The organism is Actinoplanes sp. NPDC049118, from assembly GCF_040648555.1.
Lineage (GTDB): Bacteria > Actinomycetota > Actinomycetes > Mycobacteriales > Micromonosporaceae > Actinoplanes.
Genome location: NZ_JBEZDY010000025.1, coordinates 93,477 through 115,458, shown reverse-complemented (window position 1 = coordinate 115,458; position 21,982 = coordinate 93,477). Strand labels below are relative to the sequence as shown.

General features: G+C 73.5%; 19 protein-coding genes. 16 read left to right on the top strand and 3 right to left on the bottom strand.

Annotated features, from left to right (window positions below; translation table 11 throughout):
- The first annotated feature begins 9 nt into the window (after positions 1-9).
- Genes AB0B58_RS32415 through AB0B58_RS32390 form a run of 6 tightly spaced genes read left to right on the top strand, consistent with a single transcriptional unit; the run spans position 10 to position 5,938 of the window.
- Positions 10-999 carry a 3-oxoacyl-[acyl-carrier-protein] synthase III C-terminal domain-containing protein gene (locus tag AB0B58_RS32415; RefSeq protein WP_360231410.1) on the top strand — a complete coding sequence of 330 codons (990 nt, stop codon included), beginning with the start codon at positions 10-12 and terminating at the stop codon, positions 997-999.
- Complete coding sequence (locus AB0B58_RS32410; RefSeq protein WP_360231407.1) at positions 996-1,727, top strand: glycosyltransferase; 732 nt, start codon at positions 996-998, stop codon at positions 1,725-1,727. The genes AB0B58_RS32415 and AB0B58_RS32410 overlap by 4 nt, the downstream gene beginning before the upstream one ends.
- Positions 1,727-3,196 (top strand): class I adenylate-forming enzyme family protein, encoded by a 1,470-nt coding sequence (locus tag AB0B58_RS32405; RefSeq protein ID WP_360231404.1) that lies wholly within the window; start codon positions 1,727-1,729, stop codon positions 3,194-3,196. The genes AB0B58_RS32410 and AB0B58_RS32405 overlap by 1 nt, the downstream gene beginning before the upstream one ends.
- Positions 3,193-3,927 (top strand): glycosyltransferase, encoded by a 735-nt coding sequence (locus tag AB0B58_RS32400; RefSeq protein ID WP_360231401.1) that lies wholly within the window; start codon positions 3,193-3,195, stop codon positions 3,925-3,927. Before AB0B58_RS32405 ends, AB0B58_RS32400 begins: the two co-directional genes overlap by 4 nt.
- Positions 3,924-5,006: a cytochrome P450 gene (locus tag AB0B58_RS32395; RefSeq protein ID WP_360231398.1), complete on the top strand. Its 1,083-nt coding sequence runs from the start codon at positions 3,924-3,926 to the stop codon at positions 5,004-5,006. Before AB0B58_RS32400 ends, AB0B58_RS32395 begins: the two co-directional genes overlap by 4 nt.
- On the top strand, positions 5,003-5,938 hold the full coding sequence (locus tag AB0B58_RS32390; protein WP_360231395.1) for an NAD(P)-dependent oxidoreductase: 936 nt from the start codon (positions 5,003-5,005) through the stop codon (positions 5,936-5,938). The genes AB0B58_RS32395 and AB0B58_RS32390 overlap by 4 nt, the downstream gene beginning before the upstream one ends.
- Here AB0B58_RS32390 and AB0B58_RS32385 read toward each other — a convergent pair.
- Entirely contained in the window at positions 5,828-6,406 is a 579-nt protein-coding gene (locus AB0B58_RS32385; protein WP_360231392.1) for a hypothetical protein, read from the bottom strand. The two genes, AB0B58_RS32390 and AB0B58_RS32385, sit on opposite strands and share 111 nt — an antisense overlap.
- A gap of 301 nt (positions 6,407-6,707) precedes the next feature.
- Between AB0B58_RS32385 and AB0B58_RS32380 the strand changes: the two genes are divergently transcribed.
- The 4 genes from AB0B58_RS32380 to AB0B58_RS32365 all read left to right on the top strand — a co-directional run bounded on the left by AB0B58_RS32380 (position 6,708) and on the right by AB0B58_RS32365 (position 13,444).
- Positions 6,708-9,053 (top strand): bifunctional diguanylate cyclase/phosphodiesterase, encoded by a 2,346-nt coding sequence (locus AB0B58_RS32380; protein ID WP_360231389.1) that lies wholly within the window; start codon positions 6,708-6,710, stop codon positions 9,051-9,053.
- 101 nt (positions 9,054-9,154) lie between these two features.
- A complete protein-coding gene (locus tag AB0B58_RS32375) occupies positions 9,155-10,774 on the top strand; it encodes a methyl-accepting chemotaxis protein (protein WP_360231386.1) in 1,620 nt (539 codons plus the stop codon).
- A gap of 121 nt (positions 10,775-10,895) precedes the next feature.
- A complete protein-coding gene (locus tag AB0B58_RS32370; RefSeq protein ID WP_360231383.1) occupies positions 10,896-11,801 on the top strand; it encodes a PAC2 family protein in 906 nt (301 codons plus the stop codon).
- A 149-nt stretch (positions 11,802-11,950) separates the two neighbouring features.
- Positions 11,951-13,444 carry a methyl-accepting chemotaxis protein gene (locus AB0B58_RS32365; protein ID WP_360231381.1) on the top strand — a complete coding sequence of 498 codons (1,494 nt, stop codon included), beginning with the start codon at positions 11,951-11,953 and terminating at the stop codon, positions 13,442-13,444.
- Between the two features lie 33 nt (positions 13,445-13,477).
- Here the strand turns inward: AB0B58_RS32365 and AB0B58_RS32360 are convergent, their stop codons facing one another.
- Both AB0B58_RS32360 and AB0B58_RS32355 read right to left on the bottom strand, forming a co-directional pair.
- Positions 13,478-13,987: an SRPBCC family protein gene (locus AB0B58_RS32360; RefSeq protein WP_360231378.1), complete on the bottom strand. Its 510-nt coding sequence runs from the start codon at positions 13,985-13,987 to the stop codon at positions 13,478-13,480.
- A 110-nt stretch (positions 13,988-14,097) separates the two neighbouring features.
- On the bottom strand, positions 14,098-14,886 hold the full coding sequence (locus AB0B58_RS32355) for an alpha/beta hydrolase family protein (protein ID WP_360231375.1): 789 nt from the start codon (positions 14,884-14,886) through the stop codon (positions 14,098-14,100).
- A 79-nt stretch (positions 14,887-14,965) separates the two neighbouring features.
- On the opposite strand from AB0B58_RS32355, the gene AB0B58_RS32350 reads away from it, so the two are divergent.
- The 6 genes from AB0B58_RS32350 to AB0B58_RS32325 all read left to right on the top strand — a co-directional run bounded on the left by AB0B58_RS32350 (position 14,966) and on the right by AB0B58_RS32325 (position 21,957).
- Positions 14,966-15,655 (top strand): hypothetical protein, encoded by a 690-nt coding sequence (locus AB0B58_RS32350; RefSeq protein ID WP_360231372.1) that lies wholly within the window; start codon positions 14,966-14,968, stop codon positions 15,653-15,655.
- 123 nt (positions 15,656-15,778) lie between these two features.
- Positions 15,779-16,759, top strand: a complete 981-nt coding sequence (locus AB0B58_RS32345) for a hypothetical protein (protein ID WP_360231369.1) — start codon at positions 15,779-15,781, stop codon at positions 16,757-16,759.
- A gap of 102 nt (positions 16,760-16,861) precedes the next feature.
- Positions 16,862-17,545 carry a tRNA (guanosine(46)-N7)-methyltransferase TrmB gene (trmB, locus tag AB0B58_RS32340; RefSeq protein WP_360231366.1) on the top strand — a complete coding sequence of 228 codons (684 nt, stop codon included), beginning with the start codon at positions 16,862-16,864 and terminating at the stop codon, positions 17,543-17,545.
- Positions 17,546-17,612: 67 nt separating this feature from the next.
- Positions 17,613-19,826: an ATP-binding protein gene (locus AB0B58_RS32335; protein ID WP_360231363.1), complete on the top strand. Its 2,214-nt coding sequence runs from the start codon at positions 17,613-17,615 to the stop codon at positions 19,824-19,826.
- 59 nt (positions 19,827-19,885) lie between these two features.
- Entirely contained in the window at positions 19,886-21,289 is a 1,404-nt protein-coding gene (locus tag AB0B58_RS32330) for a selenium-binding protein SBP56-related protein (RefSeq protein ID WP_360231360.1), read from the top strand.
- Positions 21,286-21,957: a hypothetical protein gene (locus tag AB0B58_RS32325; protein ID WP_360231357.1), complete on the top strand. Its 672-nt coding sequence runs from the start codon at positions 21,286-21,288 to the stop codon at positions 21,955-21,957. Before AB0B58_RS32330 ends, AB0B58_RS32325 begins: the two co-directional genes overlap by 4 nt.
- Positions 21,958-21,982: the final 25 nt, after the last annotated feature.

The following is a 21,982-nucleotide window of genomic DNA, read 5'->3' as shown; positions in this document are numbered from 1 at the left end:
GCTCCCCGCGTGGGTATCACCCAGGTGGCCTGCTGCCTGCCGGAACGGCAGGTGACGACCGCCGACCTGCAGCGGCGCGTGACCGTCGCGAGTGGCCTGCCGCTGCCGGCCGGGATGTTCGCGCAGACCACCGGGATCCGGACGCGCCGGGTCGCCGCCGACGACGAGTACGCCTCCGATCTGGCCATCGGCGCCGGCCGGCTGGTGCTGGAGCAGGCCGGCCTGGACGCGCTCGACATCGACCTGCTGCTGTTCGCCTCGGCGACGCGGGACATGATCGAGCCGGCCACCGCGCACGTCGTGCAGGCGGCGCTGGGCGGCCGGGCGCACGCGCTCGACGTGACGAACGCCTGCAACAGCTTCCTCAACGGGATCGACCTGGCCCGCTCGATGATCATGGCCGGCCGGGCGCGCCGGGCGCTGGTGGTGACCGGCGAGACGCCGACCCGCTCGATGCGGCCGCGGCTGGACGGCATGGCACAGGCCCGCCGGGCCTTCGCCGGCTACACGTTCGGCGACGCGGGCGCGGCCGTGCTGGTCGAGCCCGTGGCGACCGGCGGGATCCTGGACGTGGACGCCGAGACCCATTCGCAGCACTGGCAGGCCGGCGGCATCTTCGGCGGCGGATCGCGGCATCCGCGCGGCGACGAGCACACCTACTTCACCGGCGACGGGCACCGGCTGCGCGGCGTCTTCGAGAAGATCGGGATGGGCCTGGTCGAGCGCGTGCACCATCGCACCGGCCTGACCTGGGACGACTACGCCCGGGTGCTGGTGCACCAGGTCACCATGCCCTACCTGCAGCGGTTCGTGGAGGTGGCCGGGGTGCCGGTCGACAAGCTCGAGGTGACCGTCCCGGAGCTGGGCAACATGGCCAGCGCGACGCTCGGCGTGCAACTCGCCCGGGTCCGTCCGATGCTGCGGCCCGGCGACCGGGTGCTGCTGCTCGGCCTCGGCGGCGGGGTCAGCCTGATGACCATGGTCTGGGAGGTGTCGTGACCGAGCTGTGGGTGATCGTCCCGGCGTACAACGAGGCGGCGCGGATCGGGCAGACGCTCGACGCGCTCGCCGCCCAGACCGACGGCGCGTTCGAGCTGCTGGTGGTGGACAACGGCTCAACGGACGGCACGGCCGACATCGCCCGCGCCTTCGTCGCGCCGTTCCCCGTGCACGTGCTGGTCGAGCCGGAGAAGGGCGTCGGGTGCGCGGTCGACACCGGGTTCCGGCACGCGATCGGGGCGGGTGCGACGATGCTGGCCCGCACCGACGCGGACTGCCTGCCCCGGCCCGGCTGGCTGGCGGCCGCGCGGGCCGGGCTGGCCGGCGGCGCCGGGCTGATGTGCGGACGGATCACCGCCCGCCGCGACGAGCACGGCCCCCTGGGCCGGGCGTTCTTCCGCGTGCTGGTCGCGCTCGCGGCGGCCTTCGGCCGGCTGCGCCCGGCGCATCGCGCCGACGGCTACCGGGCGCCGTACCGGATGCACGCGGGCAACAACATGGCGATCACCGCCGACCTCTACCTGGCCTGCGGCGGGATGCCGCGACGGCCGTCGCCGACGGACCGGGCCTTCCTCAACCGGGTACGCCGCAGCACCTCCGCGATCCGGCACAGCCGCGCGATGGTGGTCGAGAACTCCACCCGGCGGCTCACCGCGTACGGGGTCGTCGGCACCGCGAAGTGGTATCTCGACCGCGGCAGCGGCGCGCTGACGGCGGATCCCCGCTGATGCTCGACGAGCTCATCGCCGGCCTGCGCGACGACGACGACCGGCCCGCGGTCCTGGGCACCCGGCGCACCGGCCGGACCGTGGTCCGGGCGACCCGCGGCGACCTGTCCCGGCTCACCGGCGGCTACGCGGCCGCACTGCACGCCCGTGGCCTGACGGCCGGGGAGACCGTCGGCATCGCCGTACGCCCGGGGCCGCGCTCGCTGGCGGTCCTGCTGGCCGCGTACCACCTGGGTCTGCGCGTCGCGGTGCTGGATCCGGCCGCCGGGCCGGACGTGCTGCTGGCCCGGCTCGGCCTGGCGCAGCCGCGGCTGGTGCTGGCCGACGCGGCCGCGCAGGCGGTCGCCGGCTGGGCCGCCCCGCTGGCCCGCCGCGCCCACCTCGCCCTGCCCGAGCTCGCGGCGCTGGCACCGACGGTGACGATCGGACGGCGGCTGCCCGGCACCGCCCCGGTGCTCGCCCCGGCGCCCGGCCCGCGGCCGCGGGGTCACGACGGTGACGGCGACGCGGTCGTGGTCTTCACCTCCGGCACCACCAGCCGGCCCCGGGCGGTCGTGCACACCCGGGCGAGCGTGGCCGCCGGCATGCGCGCGGTCGGCGAACTGGTCCGGCCGTTGCCCGGCCGGGCCGTGCTGGGTGGCACCTTCTTCGTGCTGGTGCCGTCGCTGGCGGGCGGCGCGCCGGTGGCCCTGCCCGCGCGCCGGCCGGGCGTCCTGGCCCGGCAGCTGGCCCGCCTGGCGCCGCAGGCGACATACCTGACGCCGCCGGAGCTGCGCGCGGCCCTCGCGGTGTCGGCGCCGTTCACCGGCCGGGTCTACAGCGGATCCGCCCCGGTGAGCGCGGGCCTGCTGGCGGCGGTCCGGCGCGCCGGCGCCGAGCAGGTCTGGTGCGTGTACGCCCTCACCGAGGTCTTCCCGGCCGCGGCCGTGGAGAGCGCCGCGAAGAACGCCTTCGCGGGCGAGGGTGACCTGGTCGGCGAGCTGCTGCCGGGCCTGCGGGCCCGGGTCGACGAGGCCGGCCAGCTGCTGCTGGCCGGGCCGAACGCGGCGGATCGCTACCTCGGTGAGGAGCCGATGGACTGGGTGACCACCGGCGACATGGGCCGGGTCACCGGCTCGACCGTGGTGCTCGGCGGCCGGTGCAAGGACATGATCCTGCGCGACGCCGAGAACATCTATCCCGGCCTGTACGAACCCGCCCTGCACGTGGCGGGCGTCGAGCTTGCCGTGATCGTGGGTGTGCCGGCCGGCGACGGCGACGAGCGGGTCGTGGCCGTGGTGCAGCCGGCCGCGGGCGCCGCGCCGGAGGCGGTCCGGGCCGCGCTGCGCGAGCCACTGCGGCGGATGGGCTCGGCGCGACCGGACACGGTGGTCCTGGCCGAGATCCCGCTCTCCGGCCGGTCCCGCAAGCCCGACCGGGCGGCCACGTCCCGGCTGGCGGCCGGCGCGCCGGCCGAGGGGGCGGCATGAGGGATCTCGCGGTGGTCGTGCCCGCATACAACGAGGCGGTCCTGCTGCCGGGGGCGCTGGCCGCGCTGGCCGCGCAGTCCGACCGGGACTTCACGCTGGTCGTCGTGGACAACGGGTCCACGGACGACACCGCCGCGCTGGCCGCCGCGTTCCCGGGCGAGGTGGAGGTGGTCCGGGAGCCCGAACCGGGCGCGGGCACGGCGGCGGACACCGGCTTCCGGCACGCGATCGCGGGCGGCGCGACCCGGCTGCTGCGCACCGACGCCGACTGCCTGCCCGCCGCCGACTGGGTGGCGACGGGCCGGTCGCTGCTCGACGACGCGGACCTCGCCTGCGGCCGCAGCGTCCCCCGCCGCGACGAGCATCCCAGCCTCGCGGAGCGGCGGCTCTACCCGGCCGTGGTCCGGCTCGCCGCCCGCTACGGCCGCCTGCGTCACCGCTCCCCCGGCTTCCGTTGCCCGTTCGTGCTGGTGCACGGCCACAACCTGGCGATGACCGCGGAGCTCTACGAGCGCTGCGGCGGTACCCCGCGCGAGGCCCTCGGCGACGGCTCGGAGGATGTGACCCTGCTGAACCGGGCGCGGCGGCACAGCGACCGGATCGTCCGCGCCGAGCACCTCGTGGTCGAGTCGAGCCTGCGCAGGCTGCGCGCGTGGGGACCACGCCGGACCCTGCTGTGGCACTGGGACCGCCGCTACCGCCCGGCGAACGACGCGGTGCACGTCCGATGAGGGCCCGCTCGCGCGACCGCCGCGTCTACCTGGGTAGCCATCCGGTCCTGTTCGCCGTGCTCGCGGCCACCCGGCGGTGGCCGGCGCGGCGGCTCGGCGGCACCGTGCTGGTGCACGACCGGGCGGCGTTCACCGCCGCGCTCACGCGGATCCCGCTGGACCGCACCGCCGAGGGCACGACCGGCGGCGCCGCGAACCGGCTGGCCGGCGACGGCCTGCTCTTCGACCAGCACGGTGACGCGCACCGGCGGGCCCGGCGCGGCGCAGCGGACTCGCTCGGCGCCGCCGCCGTCACGCGGCTGCGTCCGGTCTGGACGGAGATCCTGGACCGCGGCCTCAAGCCGCTGGCCGACGGGGACACCGTCGACCTGGTGCCGCTCGCCGCGGAGCTGGCCGGGACGACGACGGCCGCGCTGCTCGGCATCGCGGTCGACGGCCCGGAGCTGGCGGCGGCGGCCCGGGCGGCGGCCGCGGCCGCGGCGGGCGCGCACCTTCCCGGGCTCGCCCGGCCCGGCGCCGGGCGGCGGGCCCGGGCGGCGGCCGACCGGCTGTCGGCGCTTGTCGCACCGGGCGCCGGGCCGGACGCGGGCCTGGCGACGATGCTGGCCGTTGCCGCGATCACCACGACGGTCGCGGCCCTGCCGCGCTGCGCGGCCTGGGCCGCCGACGCCGACCTCTGGGGGTACGCGCGGAGCCCGGCGCTGGTGGACGAGTTGTTCCGGGTGACGGCGCCCAGTCCGCTGCTGCCCCGGGTCGCCGCGGCGCCGGGAGTGCTGCCCGGCGGGTCCGGCGGCTGTCCGGTGCGCTCCGGTGACCGGATGCTGCTGGTCGCGCGGCACGCCGTCGGCGCACACCGCCTCGACCCCGACCCCGCGGCACCGGTGGCGCCGCAGATCGCGCACCTGGTCTTCGGCGCCGGGCGGCACGCCTGCCCCGGCGCCCGGCTGGCCCGCGCCCAGCTCGCGGACCTCCTGCTGGCCCTGGCCCCGCTGCGCCCCGTGGTGGTCCGGGCCCGCGTGGACCGCAACGCCGCGCTGCCGGGCTGGCGCACCCTCACGGTGCGGGCGGCACCCGCGTGAGGCTCGTCGTCACCGGCGCGTCCGGCTTCTGCGGCACGGCCGTCGCCCGGCTCGCCGCCGCCCGCGGGCATGAGGTGCTCTGCCTGGGCCGGCGCCCCGGGCCGGTCGGCCGGCACGTCCCCTGGGACGCCGCCGGGCCGGCGCCCGGCCTGGACGGGGCCGACGCGGTCGTGCACCTGGCCGCGGCCGTCGGTGACCCCCGGCCCGGGCGCCGGGTGGAGCGGGAGTTCCGCGCGGTGAACGTCGACGGCGCCGCCCGGCTGCTCGACGCCGCGGCCGGGCTGCCGGTCGTCTGGGTGAGCAGCGCGAGCGTCTACCGCCCCGGCCCGTACCCCGGGCCCGTGCGGGAGGACCACCCGGCCGACGGCCAGCGCGGCCCGTACGGGCGGACGAAGGCGGCCGGGGAGCGGCTCGCGCTGGCGGCGGGTGCGGTGGCTCTGCGGCCGAGGGCGGTGTACGGCGACGGCGACCGGCACCTGCTGCCGCGGCTGCGCCGGGTGGTGCGCGGCGGCCGGGCCTGGCTGCCGGGGCCGGACGTGGCGATGAGCCTGACGGCGGTGGAGAACCTGGCGGCGGCCTGCCTGGCCGCGCTCGGCTGGCCGGGCGGGGCGTACAACATCGCGGACGATCGGCCGTACTCCCGCGACGAGGTCTTCGCGCGGGTGCTGGGGGTTCCGGTGCGGCACGTCCCGGCCGGTCTCGCGCGGGCCGCGGCCGTGGTGTCACCGGCGCTGACCCGCTACGCCGTCGACCAACTGACCGACGGGATGGTCCTCGACCTGGGCCGGGCCCGGGCGCAGGGCTACCGCCCCGCCGGCGGACTACTTGGTGTCGACCACGGACGAGCGGAAGATCGTGGCGGCGTGGGTGCCGTCGCCGCTGCGCCGGACCACGACCGCGTCCACCGAGAAGACGTAACTGGTCTTGCGTAGCAGCTTCGGCAGTGTCGCGGTCAGGTAGCCGCACGGGTTGCCCGGCTTGACCACCACCGTGCCCACCTCCTTCTGCCTGCCGACGCCCAGATCCTGGTTGATCGCCGTGACCCGGTACTCGACGAGGTTGTAACCGCCGACGTTGTACCAGCGCACCTTCGCGGAGGTGGTGCCGGGCACGACCTCCAGGGCGTTGATCTTGTCGAAGTGCGGGGTGTCCCGGGCACAGGTGGCGGTCGGGGCCGGCTTGGGCGTCGCCGGCGGCAGCGGAAGGAAGCCGCTGGTCGCCGTGGGGAGGGGCCGGACGCCGCTGCTCGGCGTCGGCGACGGCGTCGCGCTGCCCTGCGCGACGACCAGCCACTGGTCGCCGGCGGTGACGCCGGTGTCGTCGCCCACCGCACCCGTTCCGCCCTTGGAGGCGGTGAACATGCTGCAGCCGGAGATCAGCAACGGGAGTGCGAGCAGCATGAGCCAGCGTCGTCCGGGCGGCGTCGTGCCCACCCTGTACCGCGCCGGCTCTGTCAACTTCACAGGAAACCCATCGGCGCCGCGGCAGCCGACATTAGAACCTTCGATGCGGCGCCACGCGGACGCCGAGCGGCCCGAATGCACGTGCACATGCACGTGCTCGGCAACTTTTCGGGCGAGTTTCACGCTCCGGAGTCGCGGAGTGACGCCTGCCGCCCCGCGTTCCGCTCAATCCGGCCGCGCCCCGACCGATTGACCCTGCGAGACAGGCAGGACACCTCGGCGAAGGGACCACGCGAATATGAGGACGGGCGACGAACGGCGGGTGGAGCGGCTGCGGCCGACCCCGATGCTGATCGCGGCTGTCGCCGTACTCGCCGGGTCGATCGTGCTGCTGGCACTCAACGTCACCGAGCAGCGCATCCCGGACGTCTGGGGCTGGCTGCCCGTGATCACGGGCACCGCGATCGCGGGCTGGGCCTGCTGGCGGACGGCCTCGACGCCCGGCCTGGACGCGGTCACCCGCCGGATGTGGCGCTGCCTGGCCGTCGTCTGCGTCCTGATCGTGCTCGGCGTCGCCGGCGACGCCCGCCTGGCCGCGGCGGACCCGGCCCGGCTGGACGGGCTGGACTACCTGCCGACCTCGATCTGCTACGCCCTGGCGATGATGGTCCTGCTCTGGGCCCTGCGGCGGCTGCCGATGCAGGACCGCGAGGGCCGGGACCGCGTCATGGTCCGCTTCGTCCTGGACGCGGCCATCGTCGGCGTCACCGCCGGCATCTTCGTCTGGTATCTCGCCAGCCAGGCCCGGGGTCCCTGGAACTCCAACGGCATGGCCGCCATACCCATGATCATGCTGATGGCCCTCGGCCTCGTCGGCTCGCTCGCCTTCATCAAGGTCGCGATCAGCGGATCCGGCGGCGTGGACAGCATCGCGCTGCGGCTGCTGGCGGCCGCCGTCGCCGTCGGTGCCGCCGGCGGCGCGCTGTTCCCCCCGCTGTTCGCCGTGCGCCCGGGCCTGAGCGGCTCGCAGATGTTCATCCCCGGCACCCTGCTCTTCGTGGTCTTCGCCGCCGACCGGCAGCGCCGGGCCGCCGGGGCGCCGGCGCGGGCGCGGCGCCGCCGGACCTTCAGCTTCGTGCCGTACGTGGCCGTCGCCGCCACCGACGCGCTGCTGCTCGTGATCGGTTACTCCGCCGGCAACGTCGTGTTCACCGTCGCGCTCGGCGCCGTCCTGCTCACCGCCCTGGTGGTGTTCCGGCAGGTCAACGCACTCTGGGAGAACGGCCGGCTGCTGCGCCGGGTGGACGCCAACCTGGTGCAGCTCAACAGCTACCAGTCACAGCTCACCCACCGCGCCAACCACGACGATCTGACCGACCTGGCCAACCGGACCCTGTTCGAGCAGCAGACCCGCGAGGCCCTGGCCGCGATCGCCCCGGGCGAGACGCTCAGCCTGGCGCTGATCGACCTCGACGACTTCAAGGCGATCAACGACCGGCTCGGCCACGCCGTCGGCGACGCCCTGCTGATCGTGGTCGCGCAGCGGCTGCGCGAGGCCGTCCGCGAGGGCGACGTGGTCGCCCGCCTCGGCGGCGACGAGTTCGGCCTGCTCCTGCACGGCCTGCGCAGCGGGGAGGCGACCGAGGTACTGGACCGCATCGCCGAGTCGCTGACCCGCCCGGTGCACGCACTCGGCTACGACCTGCTGGTCAACGCCAGCATCGGCCTGTCCGAGGTGTGGCCCGACGCCAGCCCGCAGGAGCTGCTGCGCCGCGCCGACCTCGCCATGTACGCCGCCAAGGAGCGCGGCAAGGGCCGGCACACCGTCTACGACGCCCAGCTCGAGCAGGACCAGGCGGCCGACGCCCAGCTCGGCGCCGAGCTGCGCCAGGCGCTCGACAACGGCGACTTCTCGCTGGTCTACCAGCCGATCGTCGCGCTGCCGGGCGGCGAGTGGACGTCGCTGGAGACCCTGATCCGCTGGAAGCACCCCGAGCGCGGCTTCATCGGCCCGGACGTGTTCATCCCGATCGCCGAGCGCACCGGCCTGATCGTGCCGCTAGGCGACTGGATCCTGCGTACCGCGCTGGCACAGGCCGCCGAGTGGCAGGAGACCTTCGGCAGCGGCGCCCCCGGCGAGATCGGCGTCAACGTGTCGGCCCGCCAGCTCCGCGAGCCCGGCTTCGCCGCGGACGTGCGGGCGGCGCTCGCCGACACCGGGTTCGACCCGGAGAAGCTGGTGGTCGAGGTGACCGAGACCGCGGTGTTCGACGGCGGCATCGCCCTGGACACGCTGCAGAACCTGGTGACGCTGGGCGTCCGGATCGCGCTGGACGACTTCGGCACCGGGCACTCCTCGCTGGGGCTGCTGCGCACCTGCCCGGCGGACATCCTCAAGGTGGACAAGTCGTTCGTCGACGGCATCGGCGGCCGCTCGGAGGAGGCGGTCATCGCCACCGCGATGATCCAGATCACCAACGGCCTGCACCTACAGGCGATCGCCGAGGGCGTGGAGACGGCCGGGCAGGCGGAAACGCTGCACCGGCTGGGCTACCGCTACGCGCAGGGCTACCACTTCTCCCGGCCGCTCTCCCCCGAGCAGGTGCGCGAGCAACTCGCGGCGGCGAGCGTGCTGGCGGTGTAAGCCCGAACATGCGGATATCACCCCGATGAACCCGTATGGCAGTCGATAGTGGGAAAGGGACGATCCGTTCCCCGCCGGACTACTCACGAGGTTGCCCACCGATGACTGCCGCCGCGCCCAAAACCGACGCCCGGAAGCGCTGGAACAACCCGGCGGGGCACTGGATCGCCAATCGGTCGCTGAACACGAAGATCCTCATCATCGTCGGCACCATGACGCTGGTCGCGGCGCTGGTGGGGGCGGCGGCGATCCTGAGCATGTCGACGCTGAACAAGGCCGTGAGCAGCCTCTACGACGAGAGCTTCGTGGCGTCGCAGCAGCTCAACAAGATCACCTCGGACGTCGGCAGCATGCACGCCAACGTGCTCACCTACGGCCAGACGCCCGACCCGGCGCTGCTGGCGCAGATCAAGGCGCTCGATGCGGCGGTGGACGCGGACAACGTCGCGTACAGCGCCAACACCGTCAACCCGGCCCTGATGGACCAGACGATCTTCCTGTGGGACAAGTACACGGTCGCCCGTGACAACTATCTGAAGGCGGCGAACGGCGGCAACCCCGCCGCGGTCATCTCCGTGCGCGACAGCCAGCTCACGCCGGCGATCATCCGGGCCAAGTACAACCTCCTCGAGCTCGCCAACCAGGAGAACGCGGCGGCGCAGACGAACAAGGCCGACGCCGAGGCGGCGTACAAGTCGGGCCGCAACTTCGTCATCATCGTGCTGATCGTCGGCCTCGTGCTCGCCACCGCGTTGGGCCTGGCGATCGCCCGCGGCATCGTGAAGCGGGTCAAGGTGGTCTCCGACGTCATCGACCGGATCGCCGAGGGCGACCTGACCACCAAGGTCGGCATGGCCAGCCGCGACGAGATCGGGCGGATGGGCATCCAGCTCGACCGGGCCGCGGCCACCCTGCGCAGCACGATCTCGCAGATCAGCGGCAGCAGCCACACCCTGGCCGGCTCGGCGCAGGAGATGACCGAGGTCAGCGGCCGCATTTCGGTGAACTCCGAGCAGACCAGCTCGCGGGCCGGCCACGTCAGCACCGCCGCCGAGCAGGTCAGCGCCAACGTCGCCACGGTCGCCGCCGCCTCGGAGGAGATGAGCGCGTCGATCCGGGAGATCGCCACCAGCGCCGCCGACGCCGCCGAGGTCGCCCGTGGCGCGGTCGAGGTGGCCCAGTCGGCCAACAGCACGGTCGCCAAGCTCGGCGTCTCCTCCGCCGAGGTCGGCAACATCGTCAAGGTGATCACCTCGATCGCCGAGCAGACCAACCTGCTGGCCCTGAACGCGACAATCGAGGCGGCCCGCGCGGGCGAGGCCGGCAAGGGCTTCGCCGTGGTCGCCAGCGAGGTCAAGGACCTGGCCCAGGAGACCGCAAAGGCCACAGAGGAGATCTCCAGCCGGATCCAGGCGATCCAGACGGACACCTCGGCCGCGGTCGACGCGATCGCTCAGATCGCCGAGGTCATCGAGCGGATCAACGCGTACTCCGACACGATCGCCTCGGCGGTCGAGGAGCAGACCGCGACCACCACCGAGATCGGGCGCAGCGTCTCCGAGGCGGCCGGCGGATCGACGGAGATCGCGCAGACCATCACGGCCGTCGCCGAGGCCGCGCAGAGCACCAACGACAGCGTCGGTGACTCCCGGCGCACGGCCGGCGAGCTGTCCCGGCTCGCCGAGGAGCTGCAGACGCTGGTGGCCCAGTTCCGGGTCTAGCGACGTTTGGCAAGATCGTTCCCCACCGGTCCTCGTCGGACGGCAGGAATGAACGCGGGGGCTCCGGTGTTGACAACACAATGCCCGCCCCCTGCGGGCTCATGTTGAGGAGGTCAAAAGCGTGCTCGACCCACACGGGCTCTACGAGTTGGCCGACGACCTGCCCGAGCTGGACGCCCCGGTGCTCCTCCAGGCGCTCACCGGCTTCGTCGACGCCGGGAGTGCGATCCAGCTCTCCCGCGAACACCTGCTGGAGCAGCTCGACGGCCGGGTCCTAGCGACCTTCGACGTCGACCAGTTGCTCGACTACCGCTCCCGCCGCCCCTCGATGATCTTCGTCGAGGACCACTGGGAGAGCTACGAGGAGCCGAGCCTGGCCCTGCACCTCGTGCGCGACCGGCTCGGTACGCCGTTCCTGCTGCTCGCGGGCCCCGAGCCGGACCTGCAGTGGGAGCGCTTCATCGCGGCCGTCACCGCCCTGATCGAGCGCCTGGGCGTGAAGCTGACCGTCGGCCTCAACGCCATCCCGATGGCCGTGCCGCACACCCGCCCGGTGAGCATCACCGCGCACGCCACCGACCAGCGCCTGCTCGGCGACCGCGAGTCGTGGTTGCAGCGCGTCCAGGTCCCGGCGAGCGTCGGCAACCTGCTCGAGTTCCGGCTGGGCGAGGCGGGCCACGACGCCATGGGCTACGCCGCCCACGTGCCGCACTACCTGGCGCAGACCACGTATCCGGCGGCGGCCGAGCTGCTGCTGGATTCCGTGTCCCGCACGACCGGCCTGGCCCTGCCGACCGGTCAGCTGCGCGAGGCCGCCGAGCTGGTCCGCGAGGAGGTCGACAAGCAGATCGCCGGCGACGAGCAGGCGAGCCGGCTGGTGGCCTCGCTGGAGGCGCAGTACGACGCCTTCCTGCGCGGGCGCCGGGGCAACCTGCTGGCGGAGTCGGAGGGTCCGCTGCCCACCGCCGAGGAGCTCGGCGCCGAGCTGGAGCGTTTCCTGGCCGAGCAGGCCCGCGACACGGATTAGGGGCATCTCGCAGGCTTCGTCAATCCGGCCCGGGGCCGGGCCGTGCTGTCCCATGATTAGTGGACTGCGGTGTGGGTGATGGACAGCATTGGAGCGACACGGTGCCCCCTTTTCGATCACGGCCTGCGGCCCACGCGACGCTGCGGCCCGTGCCGCAGGACGTCGAGAGCCTTGAAAAGCTGATCACGGATCTGGAACAGGTCACCGACGCGGCGTCCACGTGGCGGATCACCGTCGACAGCACCGTCGAGTCGCACAACTTCAGCTACGGCGCGGCGTGGCTGCCCGACGGCGAGGGCAACCTCTCCGTGGTGTACGAGACCGGGCCGATCACGCCCGAGTTGCGTGCCGTCGTTGCGGACCGGCCCGTACCGGCCGACGTGGGGCTGGTCGGCAAGGCGTGGAGCACGAAACGCTTCGTTTACCTCGGCGCGCTCGCCGGATGCGAGGACTGCCTGCGCTGCCAGGCCGCGGGCCGGGCCGGCATGGCCGCCGCCGTCGTGATCCCCGTGCTGCACCGCGACCAGCAGATCGCGGTGCTGGAGTACTACTCGGCGGAGCCGCTCTACATCGACGGGCCGCGGGGCGAGAAGTGGGCGTCGATCGCGCGCATCGCCGAGCAGGCCCGGTTCAGCGCCGTCGCCGCCGCCGAGCTGCGGCAGGCCGCCGACGACCGGGCCGCCGTCACGAACGTGGTCGCCGCGCTCGGCGACACGTCCGACTCGTCGTCGGCGCTGCGCAACACGCTGGACTCGGTGCGCACGGCGTTCGGTTGGGCGTACGGCTCGTACTGGGAGGTCGACGAGGAGCAGCAGGTGTTGCGCTTCAAGGTCGACTCGGGCACGGCCGGCGACGAGTTCCGGAAGGTGACGCTGGCCGCCACCTTCGCCGAGGGCGTCGGCCTCTCCGGCCGGGCCTGGCGGGCCCGGGACCTGGTCTTCGTCCGCGACGTCAGCGAGCTCACCGACTGCGTACGGGCGCCCGTCGCCCGCGCGGCCGGGGTGCGCTCCGGCGTGTGCTTCCCGATCGTGAGCAACGGCCGCATCGTCGGCACGATGGACTTCTTCACCACGGAATTCATCGAGCTGTCCGAGTCGCGGGCGTCGGCGCTGCGCAACGTGGCGCAGCTGGTGTCGCAACGGCTCGAGATCGTCCGCGCCGTGGAGAACACCGCGGACAACGCACAGGCCCTGCTGGACACCGTCTCGCGCCTGCGCGCGGCCAGCGACGACGCGACCCGGGTCGCCCAGGACGCGGTGAACCGTGCCTCCGACATGACAAACGAGGTCGAGGCGCTGGGCAACGCGTCCACCGCCATCGGCGACGTCATCAAGATCATCTCGTCGATCGCCGAGCAGACCAACCTGCTGGCGCTCAACGCGACAATCGAGGCGGCCCGGGCCGGCGAGTCCGGCAAGGGCTTCGCCGTGGTGGCGGGCGAGGTCAAGGACCTCGCCCGGGAGACCGCCGAGGCCACCCAGCGCGTCTCGGAGCAGATCACCGGGATCCAGAACAGCGCGCGCACGGTCTCCGCCGGCATCCTCACCACGAGCGAGACGATCGGCCAGATGGACGCCGTGCAGGCGCGCATGAACGAGGTCCTCGAGGAGCAGGCCCGGATGGCCAGCAGCCTGCGGTCCTAGCGCCTGTTTCGTAAGGGGGTGGTGTCTCGCGGGTCAGGGCCCGCTCGGGCCGCGCCGGTTCCCGGCCTGCGCCACCCGCCCGGCCTCGCGCGCGAGGCCGTTCGCCAGCCCCCGCACGACCCGGCGCAGGACGAAGGCCGTGCCGGGCCATCGCGGCGTGACGGTGACCTTCCAGACGATGTCGGTGCCCGCATGCGCCTCACGCAGGACGGTCTCGCCGACGTAGTCGCGGACGGGCAGGCCGGACAGCAGCCGGTAGGCGATCCGGGTCGGCTCGTCGACGGCGATGATCTGCTCCCGCAGCCGCAGCGGCCAGCCCGAGACGACCCGGATCGTTCCGACGCCGGCGGACCGCGGATCGCCCTGGTGTTCGATCGTCACCGTCCGCGCCGGTGTCCACGCGGCCATTCCCAAGTGGTCGGTGAGGACCGACCAGGTGACGGCCGGCGCCGCCGCGGTGTGCGCGTGCGCCACGATCTCAACCGTCGTGCCCGCGCCCTCGGCCCCGCTCGACGCAACCCCGGGCTTCCTGGTCACCGCCATGTGCCTGACTCCAGCCGTTGACTGTCGACGGAGGATCCGTCACGTCGCATTGTCGGACGCCCAGGCCCGGAAGGCGCATTCCGACACGGCGGGCCCGGGTATCCGGCGGATCATGACGCCTTCGCCCGGTTCTTCAGCGGCAGCCAGTCGAGGACGGTCCGGATCTGGGCGTCCCAGTAGCCCCATTCGTGGGCGCCCGGCCCGAAGGCGGCGTCGATCGCCACGTTGTGCTCGCGGCAGGCCGCCACGAACCGCTCGTTCTGCGCCACCAGGTGGTCACCGGTGCCGCAGCGCAGCAGCAGCCGCGGCAGGTCACCGCCGCTGGTGGCGAGCAGGTGCAGCAGATCGTCGCCGGTGCCGGCGACCGGGCGGCCTGCGAAGACCCGGGCGATGAGGGCGGCCATGTGCGGGCGCTTGTCCCACTGGCTGATGTACGCCAGGTCCAGCGCGCCGGAGAGGCTGGCGGCGGCCGCGAACCGCTCCGGCTCGCGCAGCGCCCACTTGAAGGCGCCGTAGCCGCCCATCGACAGGCCGGCCACGAAGGTGTCCTCGCGACGGGTCGAGACGCGGAAGAACGACGACACCACTGCCGGCAACTCCTCGGACAGGTACGTCCAGAACCTGGCCCCGTACGCCTCGTCGGCGTAGAAGCTGCGGTGCACCTGTGGCATGACCACGGCCAGGCCGCGCTCGGCCGCGTACCGCTCGATGGACGTGTAGCGGGTCCAGGCGGTGTCGTCGTCGGTCAGGCCGTGCAACAGGTAGAGCACCGGCGGCGGCGCACCGGTGTCGTGTCCGGTGAGCCCGATCTGGGCGCCCGCACGCTCGGGGAGCAGCACGGTCATGGAGGTGCCGAGCTCGAGCGCCTCGGAGGAGAAGTCGCAACGGATCAATGCCATGGCTTCCAGTATTCATTGATCACTCACAGCATCCACACGACCACCCGAAGTTTGGGGAATGTCGTACCCGTCGATTAGTATGTGTGTACTAAAACCAGCGCTGAGCTGCGGGGAGATCACTGTGACGACGCCTGTTTTGTCAACTATTCCGCCATACACCACGATGCTCGGGTTCACCCGATATGTCGCACGCACGGGCCCGGCCAAGGCCACGTTCGTCGGCGGACTCCGGCGTCAGCGCGAGCGCCGCTCCGGCTTCAACCCGCACGGCCAGTTGGTCAAGGCGCTCAAGGCCGACATCGCCTTCCGCACCGGCGGCAGCTACCTCAACGGCGTACCCGACCTGGTGAAGCCGCGGTGGAAGCCGCTCTACGAGGCGGTCGGCTCCGGCGCGACGACCTACCTGCACTCGCTCGGCGACCCGGAGGACGTCAGCCTCGCGCAGACCCGGGACGCCCTGGCCTCCGTCGGCCCGCTCGCCGTGAAGATCAACCCGCACTTCGGGCTGCGCTACGCGGACGGCCGCCGCGAGGCGGTCCGGCTGCACTTCGACGAGCAGCCGCCGACCCCCGAGGCGATCACCGCGACGCTGCACCTGATGGCCCGGCACATGGACCAGATCCTGCCCGGCGCGGAACCGGTCCTGGTCGACCTGCGCCGCGGCACCTCGCACCGGATGGATCCGGGCGCGAAGGCCGGCGACATCGAGCGCTGGCTGGCGGGCGAGGCGGCCGCGTTCATCGCGATGTGGGCGGCAACCGCCGCCTGATCAAGGCCCCCCGGCCCGGACGGTCCGGAATTTTCCAGGTTTCGGCGTGGGAACTTCTTAGTTGCAGCCCGGTTGCGACGATGCTGGAGGTATAAGCGGGGACTACGTCGGGGGGCGTTCGGTATGAAGGCAGTCACGCGGCTTGCGGGCAACACGGTGGTGGCGGTGGCGGGGGTCGCCGCGGGGGCGCTGTTCCAGACGGCGCCCGCCGCGGCGGCCACGCCGACGATGCCGAGCCTGGTTGCGTACGTCCGCTCCGGTGACGTTTACGTGAGCAAGGGCGCGGCCGAGACGAAGCTGACCACCGGCGGCGGCTGGTCGCGCCCGCGCTTCTCGCCCGACGGCAAGTCGATCGCGCTGCTCAAGGCCCGTCAGCTGTGGACCATGAAGGCCGACGGCAGCGCCAAGCGCCGGCTGACCACCCGGGCCGCGGCCGGCCCGTCGTGGGCGCCGGACGGCAGGACGATCGCCTTCGCGTCGCTGTCCTGCACCGGCGGCCCGGGGGTCTACCGGATCTCGGCGACCGGTGCCGGCGCGAAGCCCGAGGTGGTGTTCCCCAGCTCCTGCCGCGAGCAGGAGTTGCCGGACGAGCCCGCCGCCACGAAGGTCGCCGCGGCCGGCACGCTCACCGACCGGCTGCGCTACGACGACGCGGTGGCCTGGTCGCCGGACGGCTCCAGGGTCGCGTTCCGCGGCGGCGACTGCGAATCGATCTACGACGCCTGCCTGAGCATCGGCACGGTGGCCACCGGCGGCGAGAAGACCGTGGCGGCGTACGGCGGCGGCAGCCTGCAGACCTCCGGCTTCGCGGTGGTGCCGAACTGGCGCGCGGACGGCGCGAAGCTGGCCTGGACGGCCTGGCAGCGCGGCGAGACCGCGGCCGAGAACGAGCCGGTGCACGTGGTCGAGTACGACGTCGCGACCGGCAAGAAGCGCAACGTCGGCGCCAGCCTGGACCGCGAGATGGCGTACGTCGACAAGGCCCGCGGCGTCCTGACGGGCAACTACCGCGGCGGCTCCTGGGTCATGGTCATCAACCTGGCGACGGGTGCGCGGACCCCGTTCCACGAGGGCTCGCAGCCGAACGTCCAGCCGAAGCGGTAAGGGAACGAACGCCGCCGCGCCCGGCCGGGGCGGCGGCAGGCGGAACGGCCGCGGGCCGGCCCGGTACTCCGGGCCGGCCCGCCGCGTATCCTGGGCGGCCTGATGAGCGACACGACCGAACGCCCGATCCGGACGTTCCACCCCCGGCGGGGCCGGATGAGTGCCCGGCACGCGGACGCGATGACCGATCTCTGGCCGGCGTACGGCCTCACCGTCCTCGACGGCGACCGCGCACCCCTCGACCTGGCGGAGCTGTTCGGCCGCGAGGCGCCGCGGGTGCTGGAGATCGGCTTCGGGATGGGCGACTCGACGGCGGCGATGGCCGAGGCCGACCCCGGCCGCGACCTGCTGGCCGTCGAGGTGCACACGCCGGGCATCGGCAATCTGCTCGCGCTGATCGGCGAGAAACGTCTGACCAATGTCCGGGTCGTGCACGGCGATGCGATGGAGCTGGTCCGCAAGATCCGGCCGGGCGCCCTCGACGCGGTGCACGCCTTCTTCCCGGACCCCTGGCCCAAGGCCCGCCACCACAAGCGCCGCCTGATCCGGCCGGCCAACGTCGCCCTGCTGCGGGAGCGCCTCCGGCCCGGCGGCACGCTGCACTGCGCGACGGACTGGGCACACTACGCGGAGTCGATGGCGCAGACACTGTCGGCCGACCCGGGCCTGTCGAACGCGCACGAGGGCTACGCGCCGCGCCCGGCACACCGCCCGGAGACCAAGTTCGAGCGGCGCGGGGTCACCGCGGGTCGAGAGGTCTTCGACCTGATCTATCGGCGCAGGTAGGCCTTAACCTCCGGTTTGCCGTTTTTACGGCTTTGCCGCCCGTAGGCTGGAGGGCGGAGGTCGGAGCATGCGGCAAAGTGATCTTGGCCTCGGGCGTCAGCCCGGTCCGGGAGCGCCGAGCGCCGGGCCCGCCGGACCGGATCCGGATCCGCCCCCACCGGCCACGGACTCGGATCCGTCCGCGCCCGCACCGACCCTGGGCACCTGGACTCCCCGCACGGCGGGCTGGCAGCACGACTCCACCCCGCGCCGGAACCTGCTCACCAGTGGCGCCGCCGACCAGCTCGCCGCGCTCATCGCCCGCGCCGCCGACGCCCCCGCCGGCCTGGTGCACTTCGTCGAGGGTGACCGGCTGCGCAGCTACGGCGGCCACGGCCTCAGCGTGCCGTGGGAGGAGGTCGCCGACGTCAGGCTGGAGGACACCCTGGCCGGCATCCTGATCTCCAGCGGGCAGACGCTGGCCATCGAGGATCTCGGAGCGGATCCCCGGGTCCCGGCGGGTTCACCCGTGCACCGGGCCGGCCTGACCGGGGCCTACCTGGGTCATCCGATCCGGGACGACGACGGCGTCATCGTCGGCGTCTGCTGCGCCCTCGACAGCGAGCCGCGCCGGTGGACCGACGCTCACGTCGCCGCCGTCACCGACGCGGCACACGTCGCCAACATGCTCATCACCGAGCAGCTCGCCCGGCTGGAGATCGATCGGCAGCACCGCTTTCTCGACGCCGTGGTCGACAGCCTGCACGACGGGGTCATCGCCTGCGACGCCGACGGGCGGATCGTGCTTGCCAACGCGCGGATGCACAAGCTGTGGGGCAGCGGGCCGTTCCCCGTCGACCTGGACGAGGCGGCCGACGCGGGACTGACCGACGCGCACGGCAACCCGCTGCGGCGCGAGGACTTCGCCCTGTACCGGGCCCTGCGGGGCGAGCGGCTGCGCGACGAGGAGGTGATGCTCCAGCTCCGGGGACAGCGCACCCACCACTACCTGATCGACGCCCAGCCCATCCTGGGGTCGGACGGGCGGACCGTCGGCGCCGTACAGGCCGTGCAGGATGTGACCCGGCGCAAGCGCGCCGAGCGGTTCCGCACCTGCGAGCTCGCCGTGGTCACCGCCCTGGCCACCGCCGCCAGCGTCGAGGCCGCCGGGCCGCGGGTGCTCGAGGCCGTGGTCGGCACGCTGGGCTGGACCCATGCCGAGCTCTGGCTCGTCGACGACGCCGCCGCGGTGGTGCGCTCCGCCGCGAGCTGGCACTCCCCGCTCTGGCAGGCCGACATCGAGGTGCCCGGCGAGCTGGCGTACGGCACCGGGCTGGCCGGGCGCGCCTGGCAGGCGGGCAAGCCGCTGTGGATCCGCGACGTCGGGCGCCCGCAGAGCCTGATCTCTCCGGCGACCGCCGCCGCCTCGCAGCTGCACACGGCGCTGGCCGTACCCGTCCGCAACGGGCTCGAGACCCTCGGGGTCCTGGTCGCGTTCGCCGACACCATCGAGGACCCCGAGGACGAGCTGGTCGCCCTGATGTCCGGCATCTCGGCGCAGATCGCACAGTTCATCGAGCGGCGGCTCGTCGAGGACCTCCAGCGGCAACTGGCCCGCAGCAAGAGCGAATACCTCGCGCTGGTCGGCCACGAGCTGCGGACCCCGCTGACGTCGATCGCGGCCTACACCGAACTGCTGCGCGACGCCGACGCCGAGGGCCTGGTCAAGGACGGGCCCCGGCTGCTCGAGGTCATCGACCGCAACGCCACCCAGCTCCGGCACATCATCAACGAGCTGCTCGAACTGTCCGCGCTGGACACCGGGCACGCCTCGGTCCGGCTCACCCCCGTCGACCTGGCCCAGATCGTCCGCGAGTCGGTGGAGCGCACCCGGGACGCGGTCTCCGGCGAGCCGGTCACCATCGTGGACGAGCTGCCCGAACATCTCGTCCTGCCCGGCGACCGCGAGCGGCTGCGGCAGGTCGTCGACAACCTGCTCAGCAACGCGGTGAAGTACAGCCCCGACGGCGGGGAGATCCGCGTCACGCTGCGGGCCGCGGGCCGGACCGCGGAGCTCGCGGTCTCCGACACCGGGATCGGCGTCTCGCAGGACGAGCGCGAGAAGATGTTCACCGGGCTCTACCGCACGAGCCGGGCCCGGGACCGGGCCATACCCGGCAGCGGGCTGGGGCTGACGCTCAGCCGCGCGGTCGTGCAGCGCCACCACGGCAGCATCGAGCTCTCCGAGCACGAGGGTCCGGGCACGACGGTGCTGGTCCGGCTGCCGCTGAACGCCCGTTGACAGGTCGTTGACAATTGTGACTCTGGTCACCGCACCCGCTCCGGAGAAGGATGACGGGCATGACCCGGTGGACTCCAGATCCGACGTTCTACCCCTCACCACGCGATGCCGCGGACGCACCCGCCGAGCGGCTGGCGTACGTCGCCGCGTTCGACCGCTCGGCCGAGCTTCCGGACGCCATCGCCGTCGTCGACACCGACCCCGCCTCCGACTCGTACGGCACGGTGGTCGGCTGGACCGACCTGCCGCACACCGGCGACGAGCTGCACCACTTCGGGTGGAACGCGTGCAGCAGCGCCCTGTGCCCGACCGCGCCGCACCCGCACGTCGAGCGGCGCCACCTCATCGTTCCCGGCCTGCGCTCCTCGCGGATCTACGTGCTGGACACCGGGGACGACCCGCGCAGCCCCGTACTGGTCAAGGAGATCCCGGCCGAGGAGCTGGCCGCGAAGGCCGGCTACTCGCGGCCGCACACGGTCCATTGCGGGCCGGACGGCATCTACGTCTCGGCGCTCGGCGGCGGCTCATCCGAGGGCCCGGGCGGCATCGCGGTGCTCGACCACAGCACCTTCGAGGTGCGCGGCGCCTGGGAGAACGACCGCGGCGACCAGCACCTGGCGTACGACTTCTGGTGGCACCTGACCCGCGACGTGCTCGTCTCCTCCGAGTGGGGCACTCCGTCCATGATCGAGGACGGGCTGGTGCCGGAACTGCTGCTCGGCCGGAAGTACGGCCACCGCCTGCACTTCTGGGACCTGGCCAAGCGCACCCTGGTGCAGACGGTCGACCTCGGTGACCAGTACCAGATGACCCTCGAGCTGCGCCCGGCGCACGACCCCCGCCGGGAGTACGGCTTCCTCGGCGTGGTCATCAGCGTCGAGGACCTGTCGGCGTCGGTGTGGGTCTGGCAGCGCTCCGGCGGCGAGTTCACCGTCACCAAGGTGATCGACGTGCCGGCCGAGCCCGCCGACGCCGCGGACCTGCCGCCGGCGCTGAAGCCGTTCGGCGCCGTGCCGCCGCTGATCTCCGACATCGACCTCTCCGTCGACGACCGCTTCCTCTATGTCTCCTGTTGGGGCACCGGCGAGCTGAAACAGTTCGACGTCTCCGACCCCCTGCACCCGGTGGAGACCGCCTCGATCCGCCTCGGCGGCATCGTCGGCCGGGTGGCGCACCCGTCGTTCCCGCAGGAGCGGCTCGGCGGCGGCCCGCAGATGGTCGAGGTGTCCCGCGACGGCCGCCGCGTCTACGTGACCAACTCGCTCTACGGCGCCTGGGACGACCAGTTCTACCCCGACGGCGTCGGCGCCTGGATGGCGAAGATCGACGTGGACCCGGCGACGGGCGGCATGACGCCGGATCCGCGCTTCTTCCCGCGCGGCGACGACTTCAGGGGCCGCCGGGTGCACCAGACCCGGCTGCAGGGCGGGGACGCCTCGTCGGACTCGTACTGCTTCCCGTGACGGCCGGCCAACTGGCGGTGCTCGCCGCGCTGGGCGCCTTCCACGGGCTGAACCCGGCGATGGGCTGGCTCTTCGCGGTGGGCCGCGGCATGCAGGAGCGCAGCCGGCCGGTGCTGCTGTGCTCGCTGCCGCCGATCGCCGCCGGGCACCTGGCCTCGGTGGCGATCGTCGCGGCGGTGGTGTCGGCGACGGAATCGGTCGTCGCCGGGAACCTGGTCGCGATCGTGGGCGGCACCGTCCTGGTCGGCTTCGGGCTGTGGCGGCTGCTCTCGGCCCGGCACTTCCGGTGGGCCGGCATGCGCCTGTCCGCGGCGCAGCTGGCCGGCTGGTCGTTCCTCATGTCGTCGGCGCACGGCGCGGGGCTGATGCTGCTGCCCGTGCTGGCGACGACGTCGGCGGCGCACCCGGCCGGGCATGTGGCGCACCTGGCGGCCGCCGCACCCGCCGCACCCGCCGGTCTGGCGGGCACGCCCGCCGCGGCCCTGGACGGGCTGCTCGCGGCGGGCGTGCACACGCTGGCGATGTTCGCCGTGATGGCGGCCTGCGCGCTGCTGGTCTACGAGTTCGTCGGCCTCGGCGTGCTGCGCCGGGCCTGGTTCAACATCGACCGGCTGTGGGCCGCGGTGATGGTCGCCGCGGGCGCGCTGACGATCGCGCTCACGGCCTGAGCCCCGGCCCCGCCGAGGCGGGGCC